The organism is Streptomyces sp. NPDC006487 (genome assembly GCF_042870555.1).
In the GTDB taxonomy this organism is placed as follows: domain Bacteria; phylum Actinomycetota; class Actinomycetes; order Streptomycetales; family Streptomycetaceae; genus Streptomyces.
On the sequence record NZ_JBIAHN010000011.1, the window covers coordinates 327223 to 349988 of the forward strand.

Below are 22766 nucleotides of genomic sequence, written 5' to 3' on the forward strand. Positions count from 1 at the left end.
CCGATTCGCCCGTTACGGCGTCAATAAGAGGTACGACGCGCCCGGTTCGCCCGCTTCGCGCACAACTGTGGCGCAGACCACGTTTCTTGAAGGGAACCGGCGCGCCCTGATAGCGGTTGTACCCATGTCCCTCACCGCTCACATACCCAGCCACCGGAAGCCCCGCCGCAGCGCCTCGAAGCTCGCGGTCCGCGCCGGAGTTGCCGGTGGCGTCCTCAGCACCCTGGCCATGGCCGGCACGGCGAGCGCCACCCCCTCCGCCGAGCCCGCGCACGAGACCACGCTCGAAATGCCGGTCCTCGACCTGGACCTGAGCGCCGAGGTGTCCTCCTCCGTGGCCAAGGCCGCCGAGAACACCCGCGCCCTCGCCGTCGACGGCGAGCTCAACGCCCTGGAAGAGACGGCCCGCACCGGCGCCGCCGCCGAGGCGAAGCAGCTCAAGGCCGACGCCCAGGAGAAGGCCGACGCCGAGAAGAAGGCGAAGGCCGAGGCGGACCGCAAGGCCGAGGCCGAGCGCGCCAGCCGCAGCACGGCCCGCACCCCGATCCAGAACACCTCCGGGTCCTCCTCGTCGAACGGGTCCTCCTCCTCGGGGTCCTCCTCGCAGGGCAAGGGCACCGTCACGGCCCCCGTGACCGGCTCCGCCGCCGCCATCGTCAACTTCGCCCGCGCGCAGGTCGGCAAGGCGTACGTCATGGGCGGCACCGGCCCGTCCTCGTTCGACTGCTCGGGCCTCGTCCAGGCCGCGTACCGCCAGGCCAACATCAGCCTGCCGCGCATGTCGCAGGCGCAGTCCTCGGCCGGCACCTCGGTCTCCCTGAGCGCCCTCCAGCCGGGCGACATCCTGTACTGGGGCTCCAAGGGCAGCGCGTACCACGTCGCCATCTACGTCGGCGGCGGCAAGTTCGTCGGCGCGCAGAACCCCAGCACCGGCATCGTCGAGCGCTCCCTGAGCTACGACAGGCCGACGGGCGCCGTCCGCGTCCTCTGACATCTCCCCGCAGTCCCGGGCCGCTCCCGGTGACGCGCGAAAGGCCGGTACTCCCCCGCTCGGGGGTGGAGTACCGGCCTTTCGGCCGTCCTGGGGCTCCTGGAGGCCCTTGGGGCCGCCGAGGGCGTCCCGCGGCCGCCGAGGCGGTCCTGCGCCGCTCCCGCCCCCGCTCCCGCTCTCGCTGTCGTTCCGTCAGTCGAGGAACGTGGCCGAGGTGATCTTGTTCTTGAAGTTGACGCTGGCGTTGCCCACGTAGCCCGGCGGGAGCGAACCGATCAGACCGGTGAGGTTCACCTCGGTGGCCACCTTCCACGTGTAGGTGTCCCGGTTGCGGTACGACGCGGTGTCGTCGTTCGTCACCCGGTTGCGGCCCTCACAACCCTCCGGCCCGACGAAGAGGTTGTTGAAGAAGTTCCAGTCCGAGGACATCAGGTCGAAGACACAGCCCCCTTGGTAGGAGTTGTAGTAAAGGCCGAACTCGCTGGTTTCCAGATACCCGTTCCGCTCCGTGTTGGCAGCGGCCGGCCCGGCCGCCACAAGGAGAACGGCGCCGACGGATACCGCCGCGACGCACCCGGTGACGAGTTTGTTAAGGGCCTTGCTCATGGGACATTTCTCCATCTTCAGGGAATTGATTCCGGCCGGGATTAAACCTTCCGGGGCACCGCAGGGCAAGGGGCTTCCCAGCTTTTCAGGACACAACCGGCATGGCGGGTATGGGACTTGTCCGTATTGCGGGCACCCGATTACGCTCTCCCGCGGCCTTCCGGCCCTCTCCGCACCAACGCGCCCTTCCACTCCGCCGACCGCAAGGGAAACGCCTCGTGCGTGTACGCGAAATATCCTCGTCACTCCTTTTGTGCCTCGCACTGACCGGATGCGGAGGCGGGGAACTCCCGGGGAAGAACTCCGGCGCGGGAAAGCCGGGACTTACGGCCGGACCCACCGCCACACCCTCGATCGCGGCGGCGGACATGCCGTTCTACACGTGCATGCAGGAGCACGGAATGACCATCTCCTACGGGGACGACGGGGCTCCGCACTTCGTGGAGAAGGAGAGCCCGCAGTACCCCCCGGCGCAGCAGGCCTGCCTGTCGCTGCTCCCGCCCCCCTCCCCCGTCCAGGCGAGTCCGCAGGAACTCGCCTCCGCGCGCGAGGCTTCCGCGTGCATGCGGGCCAAGGGCGTCTCCTGGTACCCGGACCCGGATCCGGTCACCGGCGAGGTGCAGCAGAAGGACGGCGGCACCTCCGAGCAGTGGCAGGAGCTCAAGCGGGACCACCTCGACGCGTACCGGGCCTGCATGCCCCGCCCCTCCTGAGCCGCGCGCACGGGCTCAGAGGAGCCCGGCCGCCAGCTTGTAACGGGCCTCGCGCTGCTTCTTGTAGAGCGCGAGGGTCTCGGCGTGCTCCTCCACCAGCCGCTCCTGGTACGCCTTCTCCACCGCCGCCCAGATGCCGACGAGGTTCACTTCGCGCTTGCAGGCGACGTCGGCCTTTGCCGCGGTGACGGCTTTGGGGCCGCCCGGATCGGCCTCCAGGCCGAGCTTCTGGGCGACCTCGTAGGGGTCCTTCAGGCCGGTGTACCCGGACTTCTCCATGCACGCCGACCAGTTCTTCAGCACCTCGGCCACCCGCGAATCGTCCTTGGAGCGTTCGTGCGCCTCCGAGGCCAGCCCGAACGGGAACAGCAGGTCCACGCTGTCCTTCGTCGGCGCGTAGAGCTTGCGGTACGCCTCCCGTATGCATCCGCCGGGCGGCACCTTCTGCCCGCCGAAGTCGATGCCGCTGTCCACCTGCGCGGCCTCCTCCTCGCTCGCGGCGTCCGCGGGCTGCGCGGTGCCCTGGCCGCCGCCCGGCCGTTCGCCGTGCATGACCAAGGTGGCGCTCTCGCTCAGCGGGGTGGCCGGGGGCTTCACGGGCCGCCCCTTGCCCGCGGTCATGTCGTAGCCGTGGGCCGCCGCGAACACCGGATCGGCCGCACCGAAGAGCGCCCGGTGCCGGCCCTCGGGGCCCTGGGCGCCGGCGGGATCGGACGGCCTGACCTCCTCGTACGGGAATCCGTAGCGGGCCATGCACCGCGAGAGCAGCCGCTGCTGCACCTGCCCCATGCGGACCGTTTCGGCGTCGGTGTCCGTGTACGCGTCCAGGGGCATCGAGAGCGAGGAGGTGGCCGGGGCGACGGCGACCTCGCCGAGTTCCGGCTCCCCGTGCGCGCCACCGCCGTCCGGATCCGAGCAGCCGGCCAGGGCGAACGCCAGCAGGACGGCGACCGGGAGGGCCGCGCCCGGGAAGGCGGAGCGGAGGGCGGGGTGACGGAGCGGACGGGAGCGCGTCGTGGAAGACCTGTTCACTCTCGGGAATTGAACAGCCCGGCCCGTACCGGGACAAGGCCTTCTCACCTGCTGGTCAGCCAAACTTCTTGCCTGGAAACCAACTTGCCCGCCCGTCCGACTGGCGGGCACCCCGTGCCGAAACGGCCCGTGCCCTGCCAAGATGGCCGGGGCGAGCACGCCCGAGTCGCCCCAGGAAGTGGTGATCCGTGACGCCCAGCCCCTCCGACGAAGCCCCCGGCGCCGGCCCCACCGCCGCCCCGGCCGCCGCCGGGCTCGGACTCCTGTCCCTCGGCGGCTGGCTGCTGACCACCACCCGCCCCTGGCAGAAGCCCGGCTCCCCCCTGACGCTCACCCTGGACTGGACGGCCTCGGGCACCCTGATGCTCTGCGGGCTGGTCCTGCTGACCCGCTGCATCCGCCAGGTACACGGCACGGCGGAGCCCGCACGGGAATCCCCGTACGAGACCCCGCGCGAGGCCTCGTACGAGACCCCGCGCGAGGGGCGCCCGATCAAGGTCAGGCCTTGGGGGCGACCTTCGAAAGGCCGTTGATGACGCGGTCCATCGCGTCGCCGCCCGTCGGGTCGGTGAGGTTGGCCAGCATCTTCAGCGTGAACTTCATCAGCACCGGGTGGCTCAGCCCGCGCTGGGCGGCGACCTTCATGATCTTCGGGTTGCCGATGAGCTTCACGAAGGCGCGGCCCAGCGTGTAGTAGCCGCCGTAGGTCTCCTTCAGGACCTTCGGGTAGCTGTGCAGGGTCAGTTCGCGCAGGGCCGGAGTGGCCCGGGAGTGGGCCTGGACGATGACGTCGGCCGCGATCTGGCCCGACTCCATCGCATAGGCGATGCCCTCGCCGTTGAACGGGTTGACGAGCCCGCCCGCGTCGCCGACGAGCAACAGCCCCTTGGTGTAGTGCGGCTGGCGGTTGAAGGCCATCGGCAGGGCCGCGCCGCGGATGGGCTGCGTCATGTTCTCGGGGGTGTAGCCCCAGTCCTCCGGCATCGAGGCGCACCAGGCCTTGAGGACCTCGCGCCAGTCCAGCTCCTTGAAGGCGGAGGATGAGTTGAGGATGCCCAGACCGACGTTGGAGGTGCCGTCGCCCATGCCGAAGATCCAGCCGTAGCCGGGCAGCAGCCGGTCCTCGGCCCCGCGCCGGTCCCAGAGCTCCAGCCAGGACTCCAGGTAGTCGTCGTCGTGGCGGGGCGAAGTGAAGTACGTACGCACGGCCACGCCCATCGGGCGGTCCTCGCGGCGGTGCAGGCCCATCGCCAGGGAGAGCCTCGAGGAGTTGCCGTCGGCCGCGACCACCAGCGGGGCGCTGAAGGTGACCTGGGTCTTCTCCTCGCCCAGCTTCGCCGTCACTCCCGTGATGTGGCCGGTACGGGGATCGCGTACGGGCTCGCCGACGTTGCAGCGCTCGTACAGCCGGGCGCCGGCCTTCTGCGCCTGGCGGGCCAGGGTCTCGTCGAAGTCGTCCCGCTTGCGGACGAGTCCGTAGTCGGGGAAGGAGGCCAGCTCCGGCCAGTCCAGCTGGAGCCGCTGGCCGCCGCCGATGATCCGCAGGCCCTTGTTGCGCAGCCAGCCGGCCTCTTCGGAGATGTCGATGCCCATCGACACGAGCTGCTTGGTGGCGCGCGGAGTCAGGCCGTCACCGCAGACCTTCTCGCGCGGGAACGCCGTCTTCTCCAGGAGCAGGACGTCGAGTCCGGCCTTGGCCAGGTAATAAGCAGTGGTCGAGCCGGCAGGCCCGGCCCCGACGACGATCACGTCCGCGGAGTGCTCGGAGAGGGGCTCGGTCACGACGGGTCTCCCGAAGTCTCGATAACTCGATAAGAGTGCCCAACGGCACCAGAACACGTGCAGTCTATGCAGCGAGAGAGATCGCGATCCGAAGGGCTGCCCTGTGACCACCTCGCCGACCCGGCCGCTCCCCGTCGTCCAGCTCCGTGTGCCCACGGACGAGGACGCGCACGCCTGGCACCGGGTCTTCCACGACCCCGACGTCATGGAGTTCCTCGGCGGTCCGGCCGAGCTCTCCTTCTACGAAGAAATCACCGCGCGTCAGCGGATGCACGACGCGCGGCTCGGCTTCTGCCTCTGGACGCTGCTGGACGCGGACGGTGAGGTCATCGGCTTCACCGGGGCGCAGCCGTGGCCGGCGGAGAAGGAGTGGGGACCGGTGGGAGAGATCGAGATCGGCTGGAGGCTCGGTCGCTCCGCGTGGGGGCGGGGCTATGCGTATGCCGCTGCGCTGGCGACGTTGGAGCGGGTGCGGGGGGCCGGGGTTCCGGATGTGGTGGCGATGATCGACGATGCGAACGTCCGCTCGATCGCGGTGGCGGAGCGGCTGGGCATGACCCTGACGGACCGGATCCCCCGCCCCGGGGGGCAGCGCCAAGCCCGCCGCTACGCCCTGTCCCTGAGCCCGTCCTAGCCCGCTACGCGGAGCCGTGCCACCCGTAGCCCCGGCTGCGGGCGTTCCGCTGCGCGGGGCGGAGTTCCCCTCCCCGCCCTTCGCCCGTTCCCCGGGCTCTGCCCGGACCCGCGCCTCGAACGCCGGCGGGGCTGGAGGGGTGCCGGGGCGGGGGGGGGGCGCCCCCGCGGGGGGGGGGGGCGGCGGGGGGCCGGGGGGGGGGGGGGGGGGGGGGGCGCCGGCCGGCGGGGGGCGCCCCCCCCCCCGCCGGCCTCCGCCGGTCCCCGGGGCTGTGCCCGCCCCCCCCCGCCCCACGCCGGGGGGGGGGGGGGGGGGCCGGGCCCCCCCCGCCCCCCCCGGGGCCCGGGCGCGGCCCGGGGAACGGGGGAAGGGCGGGTGGGGGACCTCACCCCGCAGGGCAGGACCACCCGCACCCGCCGGGGACGGCGACCCGGACGGCGGCGCGTGGGGCGCGTCGGGGGTCAGAAGACGGAAAGGCCCGTCAGGGTCGTGAAGCGGTCCAGCGCGGCCACCGCGGCCACCGAGTTGCCCTGGGCGTCGAGACCGGGGCTCCACGCGGCCAGCGTGCACGCGCCGGGCACCACCGCGACGATGCCGCCGCCCACGCCGCTCTTGCCCGGCAGGCCCACCCGGTAGGCGAACTCCCCCGCCGCGTCGTACGTCCCGCACGTCAGCATCACCGCGTTGACCTGCTTCGCCTCGCTGCGCGTGAGGAGCCGCGAGCCGTCCGCGCGCAGTCCGTGCCGGGCCAGGAAACGGCCCGCCCGGGCCAGGTCGGCACAGCTCATCTCGATGGAGCACTGCCAGAAGTAGTGCTCCAGCAGCGTCGGCACCGGGTTGTCGATGTTCCCGTAGGCGGCCATGAAGTGGGCCAGGGCCGCGTTGCGGTCCCCGTGTTCCTGTTCCGAGGCGGCGACCTCCGCGTCGAAGGCGACGTCCGGGTTCTGGCTCTCTTCCCGGAGGAAGCCGAGGAGTTCGCTGCTCGCGTCGCCCGTCAGGGTCTGGAGCCGGTCGGTGACGACGAGCGCGCCCGCGTTGATGAAGGGGTTGCGGGGGATGCCGTTCTCGTACTCCAGCTGCACGAGCGAGTTGAACGGGTTGCCGGAGGGTTCCCGGCCCACCCGCTCCCACAGGCTGTCGCCGCCCTCGGCGAGCGCGAGGGCCAGCGCGAAGACCTTGGTGATGGACTGCGTGGAGAACGGCGTGTGCCAGTCCCCCACCCCGAACACGTTGCCGTCGAGATCGGCGATGGCCATCCCGAACTGCCGCGGGTCGACGGACGCCAGCGCCGGAATGTACTCGGCGGTGGTGCCGCTGCCGATCAGCGGGGCGATGTCGGTGGCGACCTGCTCCAGCAGGGCCTGGTAGTCCATCTCCGCAGGCCCGTCCTACGCGTGCTTGGTGCCGCGGTGCAGCGCCACGATGCCGCCGCTCAGGTTGCGCCAGGCCACCTTGGACCAGCCGGCCTTCTGCAGCAGGGCGGCCAGCGCGGGCTGGTCGGGCCAGGCGCGGATGGAGTCGGCGAGGTAGACGTACGCGTCGGGGTTGGAGGAGACCGCGCGGGCGACCGGCGGCATCGCGCGCATCAGGTACTCGGTGTACACGGTCCGGAAGGGGGCCCAGGTCGGCTGCGAGAACTCACAGATCACGACCTGGCCGCCGGGCTTCGTGACCCGGTACAGCTCGCGCAGGGCGGCGTCGGTGTCCTGGACGTTGCGCAGGCCGAAGGAGATGGTGACGGTGTCGAAGGAGTCGTCCTTGAACGGCAGCTTCGTCGCGTCGCCGGCCGTCAGCGGGAGCCAGGGGTTGCGCTTCTTGCCCTCGCGGAGCATGCCGAGGGAGAAGTCGCAGGGCACGACGTACGCGCCGGTCGCGGCGAAGGGCAGCGAGGACGTGGCCGTACCGGCGGCCAGGTCGAGGACGAGCTGCCCGGGGCGCGCGCCGACCGCCTTGGCGACCTCCTTGCGCCACAGGCGGGCCTGCCCGAGGGAGAGGACGTCGTTGGTGAGGTCGTAGTTCGCCGCCACGCCGTCGAACATGGAGGCGACTTCGTGCGGCTGCTTGTCCAGGGAAGCGGTGGTCACTGGCGTGGGCCCCTCGGGTGTGGTGCGAGTGGTTCGGCAGGTCCTGTGGACCCCACGTCATTCTCGCAGGCCCCCGCCCCCCGCACCCGGCCGCCCGTATTGACCCATCAGGGGAGCTTGTATGGCTTATCGTGCGATGGTCATAAAAGAGTAGCGATGAGTGGGTGTGTCATGGTGCAGCCGGTGGACGACGGTCCGGTCACGTCCCGGACGGGTTTCTTCGATCGGCCGACCCCGGGGAAAGCCGTGCTGGTGATCGTCGGGTACCTGGCCTACTACCTGCTGGTGGGGCTCGCCATCGGCGCCGTCTTCGGCGACGAGGTGGACCAGGGCGACGTGCTGGCGACGGCCGCAAGCATCTTCTTCGCCCTCGTGCTGCCGATCGCGATCGGCGCCGCGACGCTCCTCGGCTTCGCGGCCGCCATCGGCCGGCTCCGCCCGGTCTTCGGCCGGCGGACGGCCTGGGGCCGGCCCTGGATGTGGATCGGTCCCGCGCTCGCGCTCATCGCCGTGGTCGGCCATGCCGCGGCCACCGACTGGAGCGACTGGCGGCCGGAGCAGCTGCTCCTCATCGCCCTTCTCGGGGTCTGCGTGGGACTCGCCGAGGAGCTCGCGACGCGCGGCCTCGCGGTCGAGTTGCTCCGCGGCGCCGGGCGCTCCGAGCGGTTCGTGATGGTGGTCTCGTCGCTGCTGTTCGCCCTCATGCACCTGACCAACATGCTGTCCGGGATGAAGGTGGGCACGGTGCTCATCACCGTCGTCTACACCTTCGGCTTCGGCGTCTGCATGTACCTCGTCATGCGTCTCACCGGCACCATCTGGGCGGCCATCGCCCTACACGCCGTCACGGACCCGACGACGATCCTCGCCAGCGGCGGCATCGACGAAGCCGTCGCGCACCACACCGGCGGCTGGTCCGTCCTCTCCTCGGCGGCCACGATCCTCATGGTCGTCTTCTCGTTCGTGGCCGTCTTCCTGGTCCGCGAGGACCGCCGGGGCCGGGCGGACGCCGCCGGGCTCAGCGGCGGCGGTGCAGCAGCCGGCCGCCGATGACCGTGGCCACACAGCTCGTCGGGCCCTCCGCCAGCAGCTCCGCCGGACCGGCCACGGCGAACACCGCGAACCGCGCCGGGGCGCCCGGCTCCAGGACTCCGTGGAAGGCCTCCTCGGCCGCGGTGCGGCCGGCGAGCGGGTCCAGGGAGGCCGGGCCCCCGTAGGGAGCGGGCGCAACGACGGTGAGCCCGGAGCGGACCACGGCCGTACGGACGGCCGGGCTGGTGAAGCGGCCGGCCACCGCGACCACCCCGCGGGCGAGGAGCTTCTGCGTACCGCGCCGCGCGCTGTTGCCCCAGCGCGGCTCCGTCATCTTCAGGTCCGCCAACGCCGCCGCTCCGCTGATCGGTTCGGCCCCGAGCTCGGTGATCTCGTAGGGGTCGTCCGGGTAGTACGTGCGCTCCAGCAGCTCGTCGCCGCCGCGCACCAGCAGCCCCGGGGTCAGCACCCCGGGCCAGCTGCGGGCGCGCGCGTGCGGATAGGCCGCGGCGAGTTCCTCGTACGGGCCCACCCGGGCGATGCGGTCGCCCTCGACCAGGACCGCGCCGCCAGGCAGCGGCGCGGGTCCCTGACCGGAGGGCCCGGTCACGAGGAGTTCGGCGGTGTGGATCGTCAGCACGGGCGCTCAGTTCGAGGAGATGAGCTTCAGCTCGGGGTGGGCCGTACCGCCCTCGATGGCGGTGGAGGAGATGTGCGAGACCACGCGGTCGTCGACCGGGTCGTTCGCCGGGTCCTCGTGCACGAGGAGGTGCTCGTACGTCGTGGCGCGCTGCGCCGGGACGCGGCCCGCCTTGCGGATGAGGTCGATGATCTCCATGCGGTTGGAGCGGTGCTTGGCACCGGCCGAGGAGACCACGTTCTCCTCCAGCATGATCGAACCGAGGTCGTCGGCGCCGTAGTGCAGGGAGAGCTGGCCCGCCTCCTTGCCGACGGTGAGCCAGGAGCCCTGGATGTGGGCGATGTTGTCGAGGAAGAGCCGCGCGATGGCGATCATGCGCAGGTACTCGAAGACGGTCGCCTGGGTCCGGCCCTTGAGGTGGTTGTTCTCGGGCTGGTAGGTGTACGGGATGAAGGCGCGGAAGCCCCCCGTGCGGTCCTGCGTGTCCCGGATCATCGCGATGTGCTCGATGCGCTCGGCGTTGGTCTCGCCGGTGCCCATCAGCATGGTGGAGGTGGACTCCACGCCCAGCTTGTGGGCGATCTCCATGATCTCCAGCCAGCGCTCGCCGGACTCCTTGAGCGGGGCGATCGCCTTGCGCGGCCGCTCCGGGAGCAGCTCTGCGCCGGCGCCCGCGAAGGAGTCGAGGCCGGCGGCGTGGATGCGCTGGATGGCCTCCTCCGCCGACACCTTGGAGATCCGGGCCATGTGATCGACCTCGGACGCGCCGAGGGAGTGGATGACCAGCTGGGGGAAGGCCTGCTTGATGGCGGAGAAGTGGTGCTCGTAGTACTCGACGCCGTAGTCCGGGTGGTGGCCGCCCTGGAACATGATCTGGGTGCCGCCCAGCTCGACGGTTTCCGCGCAGCGGCGCAGGATGTCGTCGAGGTCGCGGGACCAGCCCTTCTTCACGTCCTTGGGGGCCGCGTAGAAGGCACAGAACTTGCACGCCGTCACACACACGTTGGTGTAGTTGATGTTGCGCTCGATGATGTACGTCGCGATGTGCTCGGTACCGGCGTAGCGCAGCCGGCGGGCCGCGTCGGCGGCCTGGCCCAGCGCGTGCAGCGGCGCGTGACGGTAGAGGTCGAGCGCCTCTTCCTTGGTGATCCGGCCCCCAGCGGCGGCTCGGTCGAGGACTGACTGGAGAGCGGCCTGGTCGGTCACCGGTGCGTCACCTTTCGGCTGTGTCGTTCGGCGGTGTCGTTCGCCTGGGTCGTTCGGCTGGCGTCCGGCTGGCGTTCGGCTGTGTCAAGATGCCGGACCGATCCAGCCTACGCCAGCCGCCCCCTCCCCGGCCCTGACCCCCTGCCGGGCGTACGGGGTCCCTGCTCAGGGACCTTCGGGGACGCGCACAGGCGCCGTCCGAGGCGCATTCGCAGGCCCCCTCAGAGGCCTGCCGCGGCGCCGAGGCCGAGGCCTGCCCAGACCACGCCCGCGAGGGCGCCGCCCGCCATGAACGGGCCGAAGGGGATCGGGCTGTTGCGGTCCGCCCGGCGCAGGGCGATCAGGGCGAGGCCGTGCACGGCGCCCCCGAGGAACGCGGCGAAGGTGCCGGCGAGCAGCACGGGCCACCCGTACCAGCCGAGCACCTGCCCCACGACGAGCGCGAGTTTGACGTCGCCGAAGCCCATGCCGCGCGGGTTGATGAAGAAGAGGAGGAGGTAGGCGCCGCCGAGGGCGAGCCCGCCGAGCAGCGCGCGCGTCCAGGAGCCGCCGGCCCCCTCGGCCAGGGCTGCCGCCCCGAGGGCGAGGGCGGTCCCGGCGGCCAGCGGGAGGGTCAGTACGTCGGGCAGCCGGTGCACGGCCCGGTCGACGAGGCAGAGCAGCACGGTGAAGGGCGCCAGCAGCAGCCAGACGACCAGCTCGGGCCGCGCCCCCACCCCGGCCCCGAGCGCGAGGCACACCAGGATGGTCGCGAGCACGGCCCCGCCCGCAGGGGCGAAGCCCCCGCGCCAACGGGACCGGGTGCCCGGGGCGGGCGGCGTGCACCGGGGGCAGACCGCGAGGCCCAGCCAGCCGCGTGCCGGGCCGGTCAGCCGGTGCCCGGCCGGGCAGGCCGAGCGCCGGGGCAGGTCCGCCTCGACCGCGAGGCGGTAGACGGCGCGGGGCAGCAGGAGGCCTGCCAGTGCGCCCCAGAGCATGACCCCGGCAACGAATCCCACAATGTCCATGTCAGCTTCAGCCCCCGCCCCGCCGCTTCTCGGCGATGGACGGTAGCAGGGGCGGTTGTCCCCGGGGCGCGCTCCGGCTCAGGCCGCCGCGCCCGCATCGCGTCCCCGGCACGCCCGTCCGCGCGGGGGCGGTGAAAGCGGAACGCATTCGCGGTGGACGGCGGGCATTCGCCTTCCGCTCCATTCCGCTCCGCGGAAGGGCGAACAGGAAAGGCGAAAGGCCAATACCCGCATAAGCCGCACTAATGACCCGGCACGGCCACCGGCAGGAGCTCCACGTTCACATCGGGCGCATAGCCCGTCGTAAGTCCCGTGCGCCGCGCGAATTCACGTACGCCGGCCAGTTGGTCGGGGCCGAAGCGGAAGTCGAGCGTCGTGAAGTAGCGCTCCAGGAGTTCCGCGTCGAAGGCCTCCCAGCGGGCGGCCTGCTCGGCCACCTTGCCGACCTCCTCCAGGGAGACGTCCCGGGAGGCGAGGAAGGCCTCGTGGACCTTCCGCACGACCTCCGGCTCGCGCTCCAGGTACTCCTTGCGGGCGGCCCAGACGGCGAAGACGAACGGCAGTCCGGTCCACTCCTTCCACATCGCCCCCAGGTCGTGGACGGTGAGCCCGAGCCGGGGCGCGTCGTGCAGCGAGGCCCGCAGCGCGGCGTCGCCGATCAGCACCGCCGCGTCCGCCTCCTGCATCATCAGCCCCAGGTCGGGCGGGCAGGTGTAGTAGTCGGGCCGTACGTCGTACTTCTCCGCGAGCAGCAGCTGGGCCAGGCGTACGGACGTTCTCGAGGTGGACCCCAGAGCGACGCGGGCGCCGTCCAGCTGGTCCAGGGGGACCTGCGAGACGATCACGCAGGACATGACGGGGCCGTCGCAGCCGACCGCGAGGTCGGGGAAGGCGACGAGCTCGTCCGCGTTGCGGAGGAACTCCACGAGGGTGATGGGACCGATGTCCAGGCCGCCCTGCACGAGGCTCGCGCTGAGCTTCTCCGGGGTGTCCTTGGTCAGCTCCAGGTCCAGCAGCGTGCCGGTTCTGGCCAGCCCCCAGTAGAGGGGCAAGCAGTTCAGGAACTGAATGTGGCCGACACGGGGCCGGCTGCGATAGGCGTCCACATCGCGAGACTAGCCCCCGCGTCTCCGTCAGCCCTCTGGCGGGTCTCAAACGTCCGAGTGACGTGATCTTTCCCTCTGGTCTCGGCCGCAGGGTGCGTGCTAGGCTCGACGCAAGTTGCAGTTTGGTTTCCCTTGCAGTACGAGGCCTGCGGAGAATGTGACCCGCAGGCTTTTGTAGTTTTCAGACTTCTTAGCAGGTTCTGGAGCAGGGCGACCCTTTGGCCCATAGGAGGGCTCATGGCTACCGGAACCGTCAAGTGGTTCAACGCTGAAAAGGGCTTCGGCTTCATCGCCCAGGACGGCGGCGGCCCGGATGTCTTCGTCCACTACTCCGCGATCAACGCCGCCGGCTTCCGCTCCCTTGAGGAGAACCAGCTGGTGAACTTCGACGTCACCCAGGGTCCGAAGGGCCCGCAGGCGGAGAACGTCACCCCGGCCTAGTCGCCTGGGCCAACCAATCGCGGTTGGATATGCAGTACCCAAGGAGCCCTGTCTTCTCTGCGCGAGCAGAGTCGACGGGGCTCCTGCCTTTTGCCCCGGCCGGGTCGCGAAACCCGCAGAACACGTCACAGTGCCCCCGGCACCGTTGACCGGCGCCGGGGGCACTGTGACGTGTGTTCTGCCGCATACGGAGCGGAACGCCCCGAGGGACTAGCTCTTCCGGGTCGGCTGCTCCGTCGCGGGGGGCTCGGTGGCCGGGGGCTCGGTGACGGTGATCTCCAGGAAGAGGACCGCCTGGTCCGAGATCCGCACGCGGAGCGTGTACGTGCCCGCGGCGACGCCGGTGGTGGACAGTTCCGGCAGGTCGATCTTGCCGTCCGCCCCCGTCGCCGGGAGCGCCAGCTCCGTGAGCTTCTTGCCGTCCTTGTCCAGGAAGTACGGGGTCGCCCCGGCCTTGGCCGGGTCCGCGGGGGTCCACGTGCCGTCCGCGGCCCTGGTGCCCAGCCCGGCCGTGGCCTTGGCTCCGGCGACCGGCTTGTCCTTCGCCGTCGCCAGGAACTGCACGCCCTTGATCCCGGTCCCGGCTTCCGCGGTGAGCGGCTTGCCGGCGTTCGCGTCGCTGCGGACCAGCTTGTCCGCCTCCGGGACCGGTACCGGCTTGGCCGGGGTGACCTTGCCGGCGATCTTCACGGAGACCTCGGACGAAGCCGCGTAGCCCGAGGCGCGCAGGGTGAAGTCGCCCGCCTTGCGGCCCGCCTTCAGCTTCGGAACCCTGACCAGGCCCTTTTCGTTGGTGCGCAGGACCGCGAAGTCCTTGCCGTCGGCCGCGAAGACGGTGTGGCCGGTGGTGTCGTCGTCGATGGAGAAGACGACGACCTGGTCGACGGCCGGCATGCCGTTGGACAGCACCGCCTTGATCAGCGGGGTGCGCGGGAACTCGGTCCCGGCCTCGGCCGTGAGCTCCCTCGTGCCGATCCGGATCAGCTTGTCCAGCTTCGGCGTCGGCTTCGGCGGGGGCGTGGGGGTCGGCGGCTTCGGCGTGGGGGTCGGCGTGGGCGGGGTCGGCGTCGGCGTCGGCACGGGCGCCGGCGGGGCCGGCGGCGTGGGCAGCTGCGGCGGGTTCGGCGTCGGGTAGTTGCCGGACGGCGGGTTCGGCACGGGGGTCGCGCCCTGGCCGGCCTGGTACTGGCGCATGTAGCCGAGCACCGTGTTCACGTACTCGCGCGACCTGTTGTAGCTGAGGATCGCCTTGTCGAGGTCGCCCGCGTCGGTGAGGTTGCGCTGGCCCGCGCAGAGGTAGAGGCCGGCACCCAGCGCGGCGTCGTAGATGTTGTTCGGGTCGCGCTTGCCGTCGGCGTTGCCGTCGGCGCCCCAGGTCGACCAGGTCGAGGGGATGAACTGCATCGGGCCGACCGCGCGGTCGTACTCGGGGTCCGCGTCCCACTCGCCCTTGTCGGTGTCCTTGATCTCGGCGAAGCCGTTGCCGTCCAGGCGCGGCCCGCGGATCGGCTTCTCGGTGTACCCGTCCGCCTTGAGCCCGTAGCCGGAGGCGTGCACGGACTCGACCCGGCCTATGCCCGCGAGCAGCTGCCAGGGCAGGTGGCAGCCGGGGAGCGCGGCGGCCACCGAGATCTCGGCACGCTTGTAGGCGTCGAGGGAGGTCGCGGGTATGCCTGCGGTGGCCCCGCCCGGGCTGGCGGCGCCGGGGGGCGCGGGCGGCGGGTCGGCGACCAGGTCGGGGAGTTCCAGCCGGGCGTCACCGCGGTCGGTGGCCTGGGGGCTGTCGGGGGTCGGCTCGGCTTCCCCCGCGCCCGCGATCGGTGTGTTGGTCACGACCGCGGCGGTGGTCAGGCTGGCCGCGAGGGCGGCCGTGCACATGACTTTGCGCGAGGTGTTGACGAGGTGACGGTGAAGTGGCTTCACAGTGCGGCGATCCCCCCAGAGCGGCGGCCGATCCGGGCCACCGTAAAACGTAAAGAAGTCGTATGACGCTCCGCGCGCCCCGATACATCTTCGCGCGGACGGCCGATCGGGCCGTGGAGGTTAACTGTCTATCAGTTCTTCGCACGCGACTCACCGCCGCCCCGGGAGATGTGTCCCACCATTCGCCCGCCCTTCACAGGACCTTCCACAGGACCTTGTCCCGAAACGGACAAAGGACTTAGGTCCTCGCCCGATTCGCACCAATGGCACCTACTTGAGCGCTCTACGGCCTTTATCCTTGACGGATGGCAAGCAGCAAGAAGGACCAGCGGCGCGAGGCCCGCGACCGGATGCGCGAGGAGCGCGAGGCCCTGGCCCGGCGCGAGAAGCTGCGCGGGCGCGTGCTGATCGGCGGCGCGCTGGTCGCCGTACTGGCCCTCGCGGTCGGCATCGGGGTGTACGCGGCGAACTCCTCCGGCTCCGGCGACTCCGCCGACGAGGCGGCCGGCAAGCCCTTCGTCCAGCCGGCCCACACCACCGGCAAGGACGGGATCGTGGTCCCGTACGGCAAGGCCGACGCGAAGAACGTCCTCTCCGTCTGGCTCGACCCGCGCTGCCCCTACTGCGCGGGCGTCGAGATCGGCCTCGGGAAGACCTTCAAGGAGCAGGCGGACGCGGGCACGTACCGCGTCGAGTACCACTTCGCCACGTTCCTGGACAAGGCGCTGGGCGGCGGCAAGGGCTCCAAGCGTGCGGTCAACGCACTGGGCGCGGCGGTCAACGAGAGCCCGGAGAAGTTCATGGAGTACCTCCAGGTGCTCTACAAGAACCACCCGGAGAAGGAATCGGACGACAAGTTCGGCTCCACGGCCACCCTGCTGGAGCTCGCGGAGCAGGTCCCGGGACTGCGGACGCCCGCCTTCAACCAGGCGGTCAAGGAACTCACCTACATGCCGTGGGCCGAAAAGGTCGGCCAGGCCTTCTACGACCAGGACATGAAGGGCACCCCGGACGTCTCCTTCAACGGCACGAAGCTCACGGTGAACTCCGGCAAGGGCATCGACTCGATCACCCCGGACGAGTTCAAGAAGCTGATCTCCGAGAACCTGAAGTAGCGGGGCGGCTCAGGAGGCCTTCCCCTCCCCGGTCGCCGCCTTCGCCTTCTCGTCGAGCTGGTCCCCGTACCCGCCGGCCGTCCAGACGTGGTGGCGGAACCGCTCCGGGGGTGCCACGCCCTGCCACGGATCGCCCGAGGCGTAGAACACCCCGTCGCACGGCGCGCAGTACCGGGCCCCCGCGGCGGCCCCGGCCGCCCGGTCGGCCCCGGCCTCCACCCGCCGCTTGTCCTTGCCCTCGCTGCGGATCACGGCGATCGTCCCCGCCATGACGAGCAGCGCGCCGACGATCCCCACCGGCAGGAGCCAGGGCCAGTCCCGGTCGTCGGCGTAGTACGCGCCCGCGCAGGCGACCAGCCCGGCGATCACGGCGCCCTCGATGAAGTTCGCGCAGCCGTCGCCGGTCTTGTTCGGTGCCGGGGCGAGCCGGATCCGGTCCTTGGCCCGCCGCACCTCGGCGACCGGGACGTTGTCCCCCGTCCCGCAGCCCGGGCACGACACCGGACCGCCGTTCGCTTCCCCGTCGTTCGTCATGGGTTCCATGATGACGGCCGCGGAACCCACGGCCGCGGCCTCGCGTTCTCTTGGCCGAAAGGGCCGTGCGCGCCGCTGCGCAGAAGTACGTTCGGATGTGGCTCGTGACGCGCCGAGGGCCGCGTACGAAGGATCCGGGAACACGGGGGTGGGTGCGAGATGCTGGCCGAATCAATGGCGGCGTTGGCCGCGGCGGGGGGCGCCGCGGTGGTGCAGGCCGCGACGACGGACGCGTGGACGGAGCTGCGCGACCGGGTCGCCCGGTGGTTGGGGCGGGGCGACGGCGAGCGGGAGCGGGTCCAGCTGGAGCGCCTGGACCGGAGCGCGGCCGAACTCGTGGCCGCCGGTGGGTCGGAGCAGGAGCAGGCTCTCCAGGCGAGGGTGTGGCGGACCCGTATCGAGGACCTCCTCGAAGGCCTGGACGACGACGTGGAGCGGGAGCGGGCGGCCACCGAGCTGCGCGCCCTGCTGGAGGACACGCCGGATGCCCGCGGCGTCTCGGCCGGGACCGGCGCAGTGGCCGCCGGGCGGGACGTCAGCGTGAAGGCGGAAGGCGGATCGATCGCGGCGGCCGTCCTGCACGGGGGTGCGCACATCGGCCCCCCTCCGGTGCCGGATCCGTCCCAGGGCTGACCGGACCGGCGTTCCCAAGCCTCCCCATCACCACGCCGCCGGCCGGCGGCGTCCTCGTGCACGCCGGGCAGGGCAGCCTGGCGGCGCACCACATCGGCCAGGTCACCTACCAGGCCGCCGCGCGGCACGCCGTCTCCTGGCCGCACCAGGTCGGGGTGATCCCCCGCCGGGCCGGTTCCTTCCAGGACCGGGCCGAGGTGCACCGGCTGCGCTCCGCCGTGGAGGGCGGGGGCACCGCGGTCCTGTGCCAGGTCCTGTCCGGGATGGGCGGGGTCGGCAAGACCCAGCTCGCGGCCGACCACGCCCGCCGCGCCTGGGCCGACGGCGAGGTCGACTTGCTGGTGTGGGTCACCGCCGCCACCCGCCAGGCCGTCATCGACGCCTACGCCCAGGCCGCCGCCGACATCCTGCACGTGGAACCCGCCGACCCGGAGCGGGCCGCGACGTCGTTCCTGGCCTGGCTCGAACCCGCACCGGGCCGGCCCCGCTGGCTGATCGTCCTGGACGACGTCGCCGACCCGGCCGACCTGCGCGACCTGTGGCCGCCCGCCCATCCCCGCGGCCGGACCCTGGTCACCACCCGCCGCCGCGACGCCGCCCTCGTCACGCACGGCCGCCTGGTCCCGGTGGGCCTGTTCACCCCGGCCGAGGCCACGGCCCACCTCCAACAGGCCCTGGCCGCCCAGGGACGCCACGAACCCGAAGCCAACCTCGCCGCCCTGGCCGAGGACCTGGGCCACTTGCCGCTCGCCCTGTCACAGGCCGCCGCCTACCTCATCGACACCCACATCACGGTCGCCCGCTACCGCGCCCGCCTCGCCGACCGCGCGCGCCACCTGGCCGACCTCCTCCCCGAACCCGGATGCCTGCCCGACGACCAGTCGACCCCCGCAGCCGCCGCCTGGTCCCTGTCGGTGGACCGCGCGGACGAACTCCGCCCGGCGGGCCTGGCCCGTCCCATGCTGTCGCTCGCCGCGATGCTCGACCCGAACGGGATCCCGGACCGGGTCCTGACCGGCGAACCGGTCCTCAGGTACCTCACGGGCCACCGGGCGTTCCAGCACCGTCACAGCCCTGCCCCGGAACCCCCCTCGGTCACCGGGGAGGAGGCCACGGGCGCGCTGCGGGCGCTCCACCGGCTGAGTCTGATCGACCACTCCCCCGCCGAAGCCCACCAGGCCGTACGCGTCCACCAGATCGTCCAGCGGGCCGTACGCGACCCCCTCTCCCCCGATCACCTCGATCTGCTCGCGCGCATCGCGGCCGCCGCCCTGAACACGGCCTGGCCCGACACCGAACGCGACGCCGGTCTGGCCAGTGCCCTGCGCGCCAACACCACCGCCCTGAACGCGTGCGCCGAAGGCGCCCTGCACCAGCCCGCCGTCCACGGAGTGCTGTACCGCCTCGGCGAGAGCCTCGGACGGGCCGGGCAAGTGGCCGCCGCCGTCCACCAGCTCCAGCGGCTCGCGGACACCGCCACCCGCTACCTGGGCCCGGACCACCCCAGCACCCTCACCAGCCGGGCCAACCTCGCCCGGTGGCGCGGGCAGGCGGGGGACACCGCCGGGGCCGTGGCGGCCATCACCCTTCTGCTGGAGGACCATCTGCGCGTGCTGGGCCCGGACCACCCCAACACCCTCACCACCCGTTCCAACCTGGCCACCTTGCAGGGGAGGGCGGGGGACGCGGCCGGGGCGGCTGCCGCGCTCGGTGCCCTGCTGGAGGACCACCTGCGGGTCCTGGGCCCGGACCACTCCGACACCCTCACCACCAGGAACAACCTCGCCCTCTGGCTCGGAGAGGCCGGGGACACGGCCGGAGCCGCTGCCGCTCTCTCCGCCCTGGTGGAGGACTACCTGCGGGTCCTGGGACCGGACCACCCCAACACCCTCGTCACCCGCAACAACTTGGCGGGCTGGCGCGGGAACGCGGGCGATCCGGCCGGGGCCGCCGCCGCGTTCGCCACCGTACTGGAGGACCAACTGCGGGTGTTGGGACCGGACGACCCCACCACCCTCGCCACACGCTTCAACCTCGCCCACCTGCGCGGCGAGGCAGGGGATCCGGCCGGAGCCGCGGACGATACCGCCGCCCTGCTGGAAGACCGCCTCCGCGTGCTGGGCCCGGACCACCCCGACACCCTCACCACCCGCCACAAGCTCGCCTCCTTGCAGGGCCGGGCCGGGAATCCGGCAGGAGCCGTCGTCTCACTCACCGCCCTGCTGGAGGACTTCCTGCGCGTACTGGGTCCGGACCACCCCCACACCCGCTCCACCCTGGCCGGGCTCGCCCACTGGCGCCGGGAGACCGGGGAGCGATGACGGCAGCCACTCCCCCGGCTCACAGGCAGGCCCACACCGTCTTCCCCGGCCCACCCCCCTCCCTCGGCGCGACGCCCCACTCCCGCGCCAGGGCCCGTACGAGGACCAGCCCGCGCCCGCCCTCCGCCGACCAGGGGTCCACTGCCGCCTCCGCCTCGGGCGGCAGCCGGTCCCCCCGGGCGTCGCTCACCTCCACACGGACCCGCAGCCCGTCGTAGCCGAGCCGCACCTCGAAGTCCCGCCCGGGCACCCGCCCGTGCAGCACGGCGTTCGCGGCCAGCTCCCCCACCACCAGCTCCACGTCCTCCGCGAGGGCGCAGCCGTGCGGGATCCCCCAGGCGGCGAGCTGCACTCCGGCCAGCCGCCGGGCGAGCCGGGCCCCGCGCGGGGTGGCGGAGAGGCGCTGCCGGAACTCCGCCGGTGCCATGTCACTCAATTCGGTCGTCACCTCACCGAGCGTGGCCGGTCCGCCGTACGCTTTCCAGGAACGCCGGTGCTACGGGGAAACCCCGTAGGACTGGCGGCGGTTGCGTGTACGGCCCGTACGGACGAGGGCGGATCAGCCTATGAACGACCTGTCGGAGCGCGAGGAAGAGCCGGAGCGACCGGTGGAGGTTGACGGCACCGCCTACCTCTTCAAGGCGCTCGGCAAAATCATCAAGGTGCTGCGGGAACGGGCGGGCCTGCAACAGAAGGAACTCGCGGCGCTCGTCCATGTGGGAGAGGACCTGGTGTCCTCCATCGAGCGGGGCGTACGCACACCCCAGCCGGACTTCCTGGAGAACGTCGACCGCGCGCTCGGCGCCGGGGGCGTCCTGATCGCGGCCGTCCCGGACGTGAAGGAGGCGCTGAAGCGGGCGCGGACCCGGCACCCGGACTGGTTCCGGGACTACGCGAAGGCGGAGGCCGCCTCCAACGCCATCCACGACTACAGCTACCAGGGCGTAATGGGCCTGCTCCAGACGGAGGGGCACGCGCGGGCCGTCTTTGAGAAACGGCGCCCGCTACTGAACGAAGCGACCATCGAGAAGCGTCTCGCCGACCGACTGGACCGCCAGCAGATCTTCGAGCGGTGGCCGTCGCCCACCTTCAGTTTCGTCCTCGACGAGAGCCTGTTGCTGCGCCCGGTGGGCGGCCGGGTCGTCCACGAGGGCCAGCTTCGTCGGTTTCTCGAGATCGGACGGCTGCGCACGGTGGAGCTTCAGGTGATGCCGTTCAGCAGGGGTGAACATGCGGCCATGGACGGCTCGTTCAGCCTCCTCCACCCAAAGGGGCGCCAACAGATCGCCTACACCGAGAACTACGGTCGCCCCAACCTGGTCACCGATCCCGAACAGGTCCGGATCTACAGCGAGCGCTATGGGATCATCCGGGCACAGGCACTCACGCCCCACGAGTCACTGGCCCTGATCGAGAAGTTGCTGGGAGAACTATGAACACCACACACCTGGCCTGGTTCAAGAGCAGCTACAGCGGTGGCGAGGGCGGCGAGTGCCTCGAAGTCGCCTTCGACTGGCGGAAGTCCAGCTACAGCAGCGGCGAGGGCGGCCAGTGCGTAGAGGTCGCCGGCTGCGCGGACTCCATCCACATCCGGGACTCCAAGGTTCCGTCCGGGCCTCAGCTCTCGGTGGCCCCCGGGGCCTGGGCCGCGTTCCTCGGCGGGGTCGCGGAGCTGTAGGCCCGGTGGCCCGCAGGGCGCCGGCCCAGGGGTGAAGTCGGTCCCCGGGCCGGCTTTCCCAGGTCTGCCTACTTCTTGTAGGACGGCCAGTACGTGGTCACGTGCTTCTTCAGGGTTTCCGTCCAGGCCTGCTGGTCCAGGTCGTCATAGAAGAACGTGGCCGGCGGATAGCCGCCCGGGTGGGTGTCGAGGGAGTCCTCGCGGGCGGTGAAGACCGTCTCGAGCTCAAGATTCCCCCACGTCATGTGCTCCGGGAGGAAGAAGTCGATCTCCTGCCAGTACTTCTCCGTCTGCCGGGACTTCATGCTCGGCGCAATCGTCGGGTGGAACCCGATCTTCACCTCGGCCTCGTGCAGACGGAACCCCAGGTCCGTGTAGGCCTGGAGGATCGCGTCCTGGGCCGGAAGGGCATGGACCTCGAACTCGTCGAAGTCGCCCTGGTCCACCGACTTGTCGACGGCCAGCTCGGTACGGACGGCAGCCCGGCCGCCCGCGATGGGCGCACCCAGGGCGTGCGTGAGCGGCATCTCCCAGGGCAGCACGACCTCCCCGTGGACCGTCACGGTCTCACCGGCGGGCAGCCGGAAGCCTTCGAGATCAGCCGTCACCACGGTGTACGGGTGCTTCCAGGCGGTCTTGTGGTTGTACTCGCGGTCCTCGGCCCGTACGACGACCTCCAGCCGAACCCGCTCGATGTCCACATCGGCTCCGCCACCCACGGCGGTGACCACAACCCGCAGGGTCCCGCCCGGACCGACCTGCGGGTTCTCTATCACCGTCTCCACGCTCGGCGCGTTGACGCCGAGGGCGCTCAGGAACTTCCGGAATGCCATGGTTCTCCCCTCCCTGACCGGCTCCCCCGCCGGTCGATGGGATCACTCTAAGCAGCCAATGCAGCCTACTCCGCAAGGGTGTTCGAGGCAGCCGCCCCACCCCAGACGGCAGTCAGCCGCCGAGCCGAGAGGAACCGCGTAGCGATCTGATGCGCCCCCCGCCCCTGAGGCCCTTCTCGGCGCCCCTCCGCTCACACCGGCGGTCGACGGTCTCGGGAAGGGTGTCCAGACGCCCGGCCCTGGATGCTCCGATCGCCCCGCGCGTCCGTTCCGGCCGAGGTCACGGTCCTGCCGGGGCGGTGTGGGATGCCCCCTGGCCCAAGGGGGCTGCGCATCCAGACCAGGCCGCTCCTCCCCCCTCCTCCCTCCCGGCCGTTCCCCGGGGGGATCCCGGAAGTCTTGTGGCTTTTCGGCGTGGGCCGGTCGGTCAAGGGTGGCCGAAGGCCATCGCGAAG

At 71.7% G+C, this 22766-nt stretch carries 24 protein-coding genes; 11 read left to right on the forward strand and 13 right to left on the reverse strand.

Annotated features, from left to right (window positions below; all coding sequences use genetic code 11):
- The first annotated feature begins 124 nt into the window (after positions 1–124).
- On the forward strand, positions 125–991 hold the full coding sequence (locus ACFYM0_RS21400; RefSeq protein ID WP_388503549.1) for a C40 family peptidase: 867 nt from the start codon (positions 125–127) through the stop codon (positions 989–991).
- A gap of 192 nt (positions 992–1183) precedes the next feature.
- Here the strand turns inward: ACFYM0_RS21400 and ACFYM0_RS21405 are convergent, their stop codons facing one another.
- The gene (locus ACFYM0_RS21405; protein ID WP_388503551.1) at positions 1184–1597 is read right to left on the reverse strand and encodes a hypothetical protein; all 414 of its coding nucleotides are present in this window, start codon (positions 1595–1597) and stop codon (positions 1184–1186) included.
- A 401-nt stretch (positions 1598–1998) separates the two neighbouring features.
- Here ACFYM0_RS21405 and ACFYM0_RS21410 point away from each other — a divergent pair, with 401 nt between their 5' ends.
- Positions 1999–2310, forward strand: a complete 312-nt coding sequence (locus tag ACFYM0_RS21410; RefSeq protein ID WP_388503554.1) for a hypothetical protein — start codon at positions 1999–2001, stop codon at positions 2308–2310.
- A 15-nt stretch (positions 2311–2325) separates the two neighbouring features.
- Here ACFYM0_RS21410 and ACFYM0_RS21415 read toward each other — a convergent pair whose 3' ends face one another.
- A complete protein-coding gene (locus tag ACFYM0_RS21415; RefSeq protein WP_388503556.1) occupies positions 2326–3342 on the reverse strand; it encodes a hypothetical protein in 1017 nt (338 codons plus the stop codon).
- 188 nt (positions 3343–3530) lie between these two features.
- Here ACFYM0_RS21415 and ACFYM0_RS21420 point away from each other — a divergent pair, with 188 nt between their 5' ends.
- A complete protein-coding gene (locus tag ACFYM0_RS21420) occupies positions 3531–3875 on the forward strand; it encodes a hypothetical protein (protein ID WP_388503559.1) in 345 nt (114 codons plus the stop codon).
- Here ACFYM0_RS21420 and ACFYM0_RS21425 read toward each other — a convergent pair.
- Entirely contained in the window at positions 3841–5124 is a 1284-nt protein-coding gene (locus ACFYM0_RS21425) for a geranylgeranyl reductase family protein (protein ID WP_388503561.1), read from the reverse strand. The genes ACFYM0_RS21420 and ACFYM0_RS21425 overlap by 35 nt on opposite strands.
- Positions 5125–5227: 103 nt before the next feature.
- Between ACFYM0_RS21425 and ACFYM0_RS21430 the strand changes: the two genes are divergently transcribed.
- Positions 5228–5758, forward strand: a complete 531-nt coding sequence (locus ACFYM0_RS21430) for a GNAT family N-acetyltransferase (protein WP_388503562.1) — start codon at positions 5228–5230, stop codon at positions 5756–5758.
- A gap of 461 nt (positions 5759–6219) precedes the next feature.
- On the opposite strand, the gene ACFYM0_RS21435 is transcribed toward ACFYM0_RS21430, so the two are convergent.
- Positions 6220–7131, reverse strand: coding sequence for a glutaminase (locus ACFYM0_RS21435; protein WP_388503565.1), 912 nt, complete (start codon positions 7129–7131; stop codon positions 6220–6222).
- A gap of 15 nt (positions 7132–7146) precedes the next feature.
- The gene (locus ACFYM0_RS21440; protein ID WP_388503568.1) at positions 7147–7842 is read right to left on the reverse strand and encodes a demethylmenaquinone methyltransferase; all 696 of its coding nucleotides are present in this window, start codon (positions 7840–7842) and stop codon (positions 7147–7149) included.
- A gap of 171 nt (positions 7843–8013) precedes the next feature.
- On the opposite strand from ACFYM0_RS21440, the gene ACFYM0_RS21445 reads away from it, so the two are divergent.
- Positions 8014–8895, forward strand: a complete 882-nt coding sequence (locus ACFYM0_RS21445) for a CPBP family intramembrane glutamic endopeptidase (protein WP_388503570.1) — start codon at positions 8014–8016, stop codon at positions 8893–8895.
- Here ACFYM0_RS21445 and ACFYM0_RS21450 read toward each other — a convergent pair.
- The 4 genes from ACFYM0_RS21450 to ACFYM0_RS21465 form a co-directional block, all read right to left on the reverse strand.
- Positions 8861–9514, reverse strand: coding sequence for a hypothetical protein (locus ACFYM0_RS21450; RefSeq protein ID WP_388503573.1), 654 nt, complete (start codon positions 9512–9514; stop codon positions 8861–8863). The genes ACFYM0_RS21445 and ACFYM0_RS21450 overlap by 35 nt on opposite strands.
- 6 nt (positions 9515–9520) lie before the next feature.
- Complete coding sequence (gene mqnC / locus ACFYM0_RS21455) at positions 9521–10720, reverse strand: cyclic dehypoxanthinyl futalosine synthase (protein WP_385383139.1); 1200 nt, start codon at positions 10718–10720, stop codon at positions 9521–9523.
- Between the two features lie 221 nt (positions 10721–10941).
- Entirely contained in the window at positions 10942–11727 is a 786-nt protein-coding gene (locus tag ACFYM0_RS21460; RefSeq protein ID WP_388503576.1) for a prepilin peptidase, read from the reverse strand.
- 242 nt (positions 11728–11969) lie between these two features.
- Positions 11970–12833, reverse strand: a complete 864-nt coding sequence (locus tag ACFYM0_RS21465) for a menaquinone biosynthetic enzyme MqnA/MqnD family protein (protein ID WP_266905689.1) — start codon at positions 12831–12833, stop codon at positions 11970–11972.
- Between the two features lie 237 nt (positions 12834–13070).
- Here ACFYM0_RS21465 and ACFYM0_RS21470 point away from each other — a divergent pair, with 237 nt between their 5' ends.
- On the forward strand, positions 13071–13274 hold the full coding sequence (locus ACFYM0_RS21470) for a cold-shock protein (RefSeq protein WP_112451444.1): 204 nt from the start codon (positions 13071–13073) through the stop codon (positions 13272–13274).
- A gap of 210 nt (positions 13275–13484) precedes the next feature.
- Here ACFYM0_RS21470 and ACFYM0_RS21475 read toward each other — a convergent pair whose 3' ends face one another.
- Positions 13485–15197 (reverse strand): lytic transglycosylase domain-containing protein, encoded by a 1713-nt coding sequence (locus ACFYM0_RS21475; RefSeq protein WP_388503580.1) that lies wholly within the window; start codon positions 15195–15197, stop codon positions 13485–13487.
- 305 nt (positions 15198–15502) lie between these two features.
- Here ACFYM0_RS21475 and ACFYM0_RS21480 point away from each other — a divergent pair, with 305 nt between their 5' ends.
- A complete protein-coding gene (locus ACFYM0_RS21480; protein WP_388503582.1) occupies positions 15503–16312 on the forward strand; it encodes a thioredoxin domain-containing protein in 810 nt (269 codons plus the stop codon).
- Between the two features lie 9 nt (positions 16313–16321).
- Here ACFYM0_RS21480 and ACFYM0_RS21485 read toward each other — a convergent pair whose 3' ends face one another.
- Complete coding sequence (locus ACFYM0_RS21485) at positions 16322–16846, reverse strand: hypothetical protein (RefSeq protein WP_388503584.1); 525 nt, start codon at positions 16844–16846, stop codon at positions 16322–16324.
- Positions 16847–17005: 159 nt separating this feature from the next.
- Here ACFYM0_RS21485 and ACFYM0_RS21490 point away from each other — a divergent pair, with 159 nt between their 5' ends.
- A complete protein-coding gene (locus tag ACFYM0_RS21490) occupies positions 17006–17479 on the forward strand; it encodes a hypothetical protein (protein ID WP_388503586.1) in 474 nt (157 codons plus the stop codon).
- A 56-nt stretch (positions 17480–17535) separates the two neighbouring features.
- Entirely contained in the window at positions 17536–19800 is a 2265-nt protein-coding gene (fxsT, locus tag ACFYM0_RS21495; RefSeq protein ID WP_388503588.1) for an FxSxx-COOH system tetratricopeptide repeat protein, read from the forward strand.
- 19 nt (positions 19801–19819) lie between these two features.
- On the opposite strand, the gene ACFYM0_RS21500 is transcribed toward fxsT, so the two are convergent.
- The gene (locus ACFYM0_RS21500) at positions 19820–20227 is read right to left on the reverse strand and encodes an ATP-binding protein (RefSeq protein WP_388503642.1); all 408 of its coding nucleotides are present in this window, start codon (positions 20225–20227) and stop codon (positions 19820–19822) included.
- 139 nt (positions 20228–20366) lie between these two features.
- On the opposite strand from ACFYM0_RS21500, the gene ACFYM0_RS21505 reads away from it, so the two are divergent.
- Together ACFYM0_RS21505 and ACFYM0_RS21510 are read left to right on the forward strand one after the other, a co-directional pair.
- Complete coding sequence (locus ACFYM0_RS21505; protein WP_388503591.1) at positions 20367–21236, forward strand: Scr1 family TA system antitoxin-like transcriptional regulator; 870 nt, start codon at positions 20367–20369, stop codon at positions 21234–21236.
- The gene (locus ACFYM0_RS21510; protein WP_388503594.1) at positions 21233–21478 is read left to right on the forward strand and encodes a DUF397 domain-containing protein; all 246 of its coding nucleotides are present in this window, start codon (positions 21233–21235) and stop codon (positions 21476–21478) included. The genes ACFYM0_RS21505 and ACFYM0_RS21510 overlap by 4 nt, the downstream gene beginning before the upstream one ends.
- Before the next feature lie 68 nt (positions 21479–21546).
- On the opposite strand, the gene ACFYM0_RS21515 is transcribed toward ACFYM0_RS21510, so the two are convergent.
- Positions 21547–22311, reverse strand: a complete 765-nt coding sequence (locus ACFYM0_RS21515) for a sporulation protein (RefSeq protein WP_388503596.1) — start codon at positions 22309–22311, stop codon at positions 21547–21549.
- Positions 22312–22766: the final 455 nt, after the last annotated feature.

Coding starts and splice junctions, on each gene's coding strand:
- ACFYM0_RS21510 (WP_388503594.1), top strand. CDS start 21,233: ATGAACACCACACACCTGGCCTGGTTCAAGAGCAGCTACAGCGGTGGC.
- ACFYM0_RS21500 (WP_388503642.1), bottom strand. CDS start 20,227: ATGGCACCGGCGGAGTTCCGGCAGCGCCTCTCCGCCACCCCGCGCGGG.
- ACFYM0_RS21485 (WP_388503584.1), bottom strand. CDS start 16,846: ATGACGAACGACGGGGAAGCGAACGGCGGTCCGGTGTCGTGCCCGGGC.
- ACFYM0_RS21400 (WP_388503549.1), top strand. CDS start 125: ATGTCCCTCACCGCTCACATACCCAGCCACCGGAAGCCCCGCCGCAGC.
- ACFYM0_RS21515 (WP_388503596.1), bottom strand. CDS start 22,311: ATGGCATTCCGGAAGTTCCTGAGCGCCCTCGGCGTCAACGCGCCGAGC.
- ACFYM0_RS21490 (WP_388503586.1), top strand. CDS start 17,006: ATGCTGGCCGAATCAATGGCGGCGTTGGCCGCGGCGGGGGGCGCCGCG.
- ACFYM0_RS21445 (WP_388503570.1), top strand. CDS start 8,014: ATGGTGCAGCCGGTGGACGACGGTCCGGTCACGTCCCGGACGGGTTTC.
- ACFYM0_RS21405 (WP_388503551.1), bottom strand. CDS start 1,597: ATGAGCAAGGCCCTTAACAAACTCGTCACCGGGTGCGTCGCGGCGGTA.
- ACFYM0_RS21505 (WP_388503591.1), top strand. CDS start 20,367: ATGAACGACCTGTCGGAGCGCGAGGAAGAGCCGGAGCGACCGGTGGAG.
- ACFYM0_RS21435 (WP_388503565.1), bottom strand. CDS start 7,131: ATGGACTACCAGGCCCTGCTGGAGCAGGTCGCCACCGACATCGCCCCG.
- ACFYM0_RS21460 (WP_388503576.1), bottom strand. CDS start 11,727: ATGGACATTGTGGGATTCGTTGCCGGGGTCATGCTCTGGGGCGCACTG.
- ACFYM0_RS21480 (WP_388503582.1), top strand. CDS start 15,503: ATGGCAAGCAGCAAGAAGGACCAGCGGCGCGAGGCCCGCGACCGGATG.
- ACFYM0_RS21470 (WP_112451444.1), top strand. CDS start 13,071: ATGGCTACCGGAACCGTCAAGTGGTTCAACGCTGAAAAGGGCTTCGGC.
- ACFYM0_RS21410 (WP_388503554.1), top strand. CDS start 1,999: ATGACCATCTCCTACGGGGACGACGGGGCTCCGCACTTCGTGGAGAAG.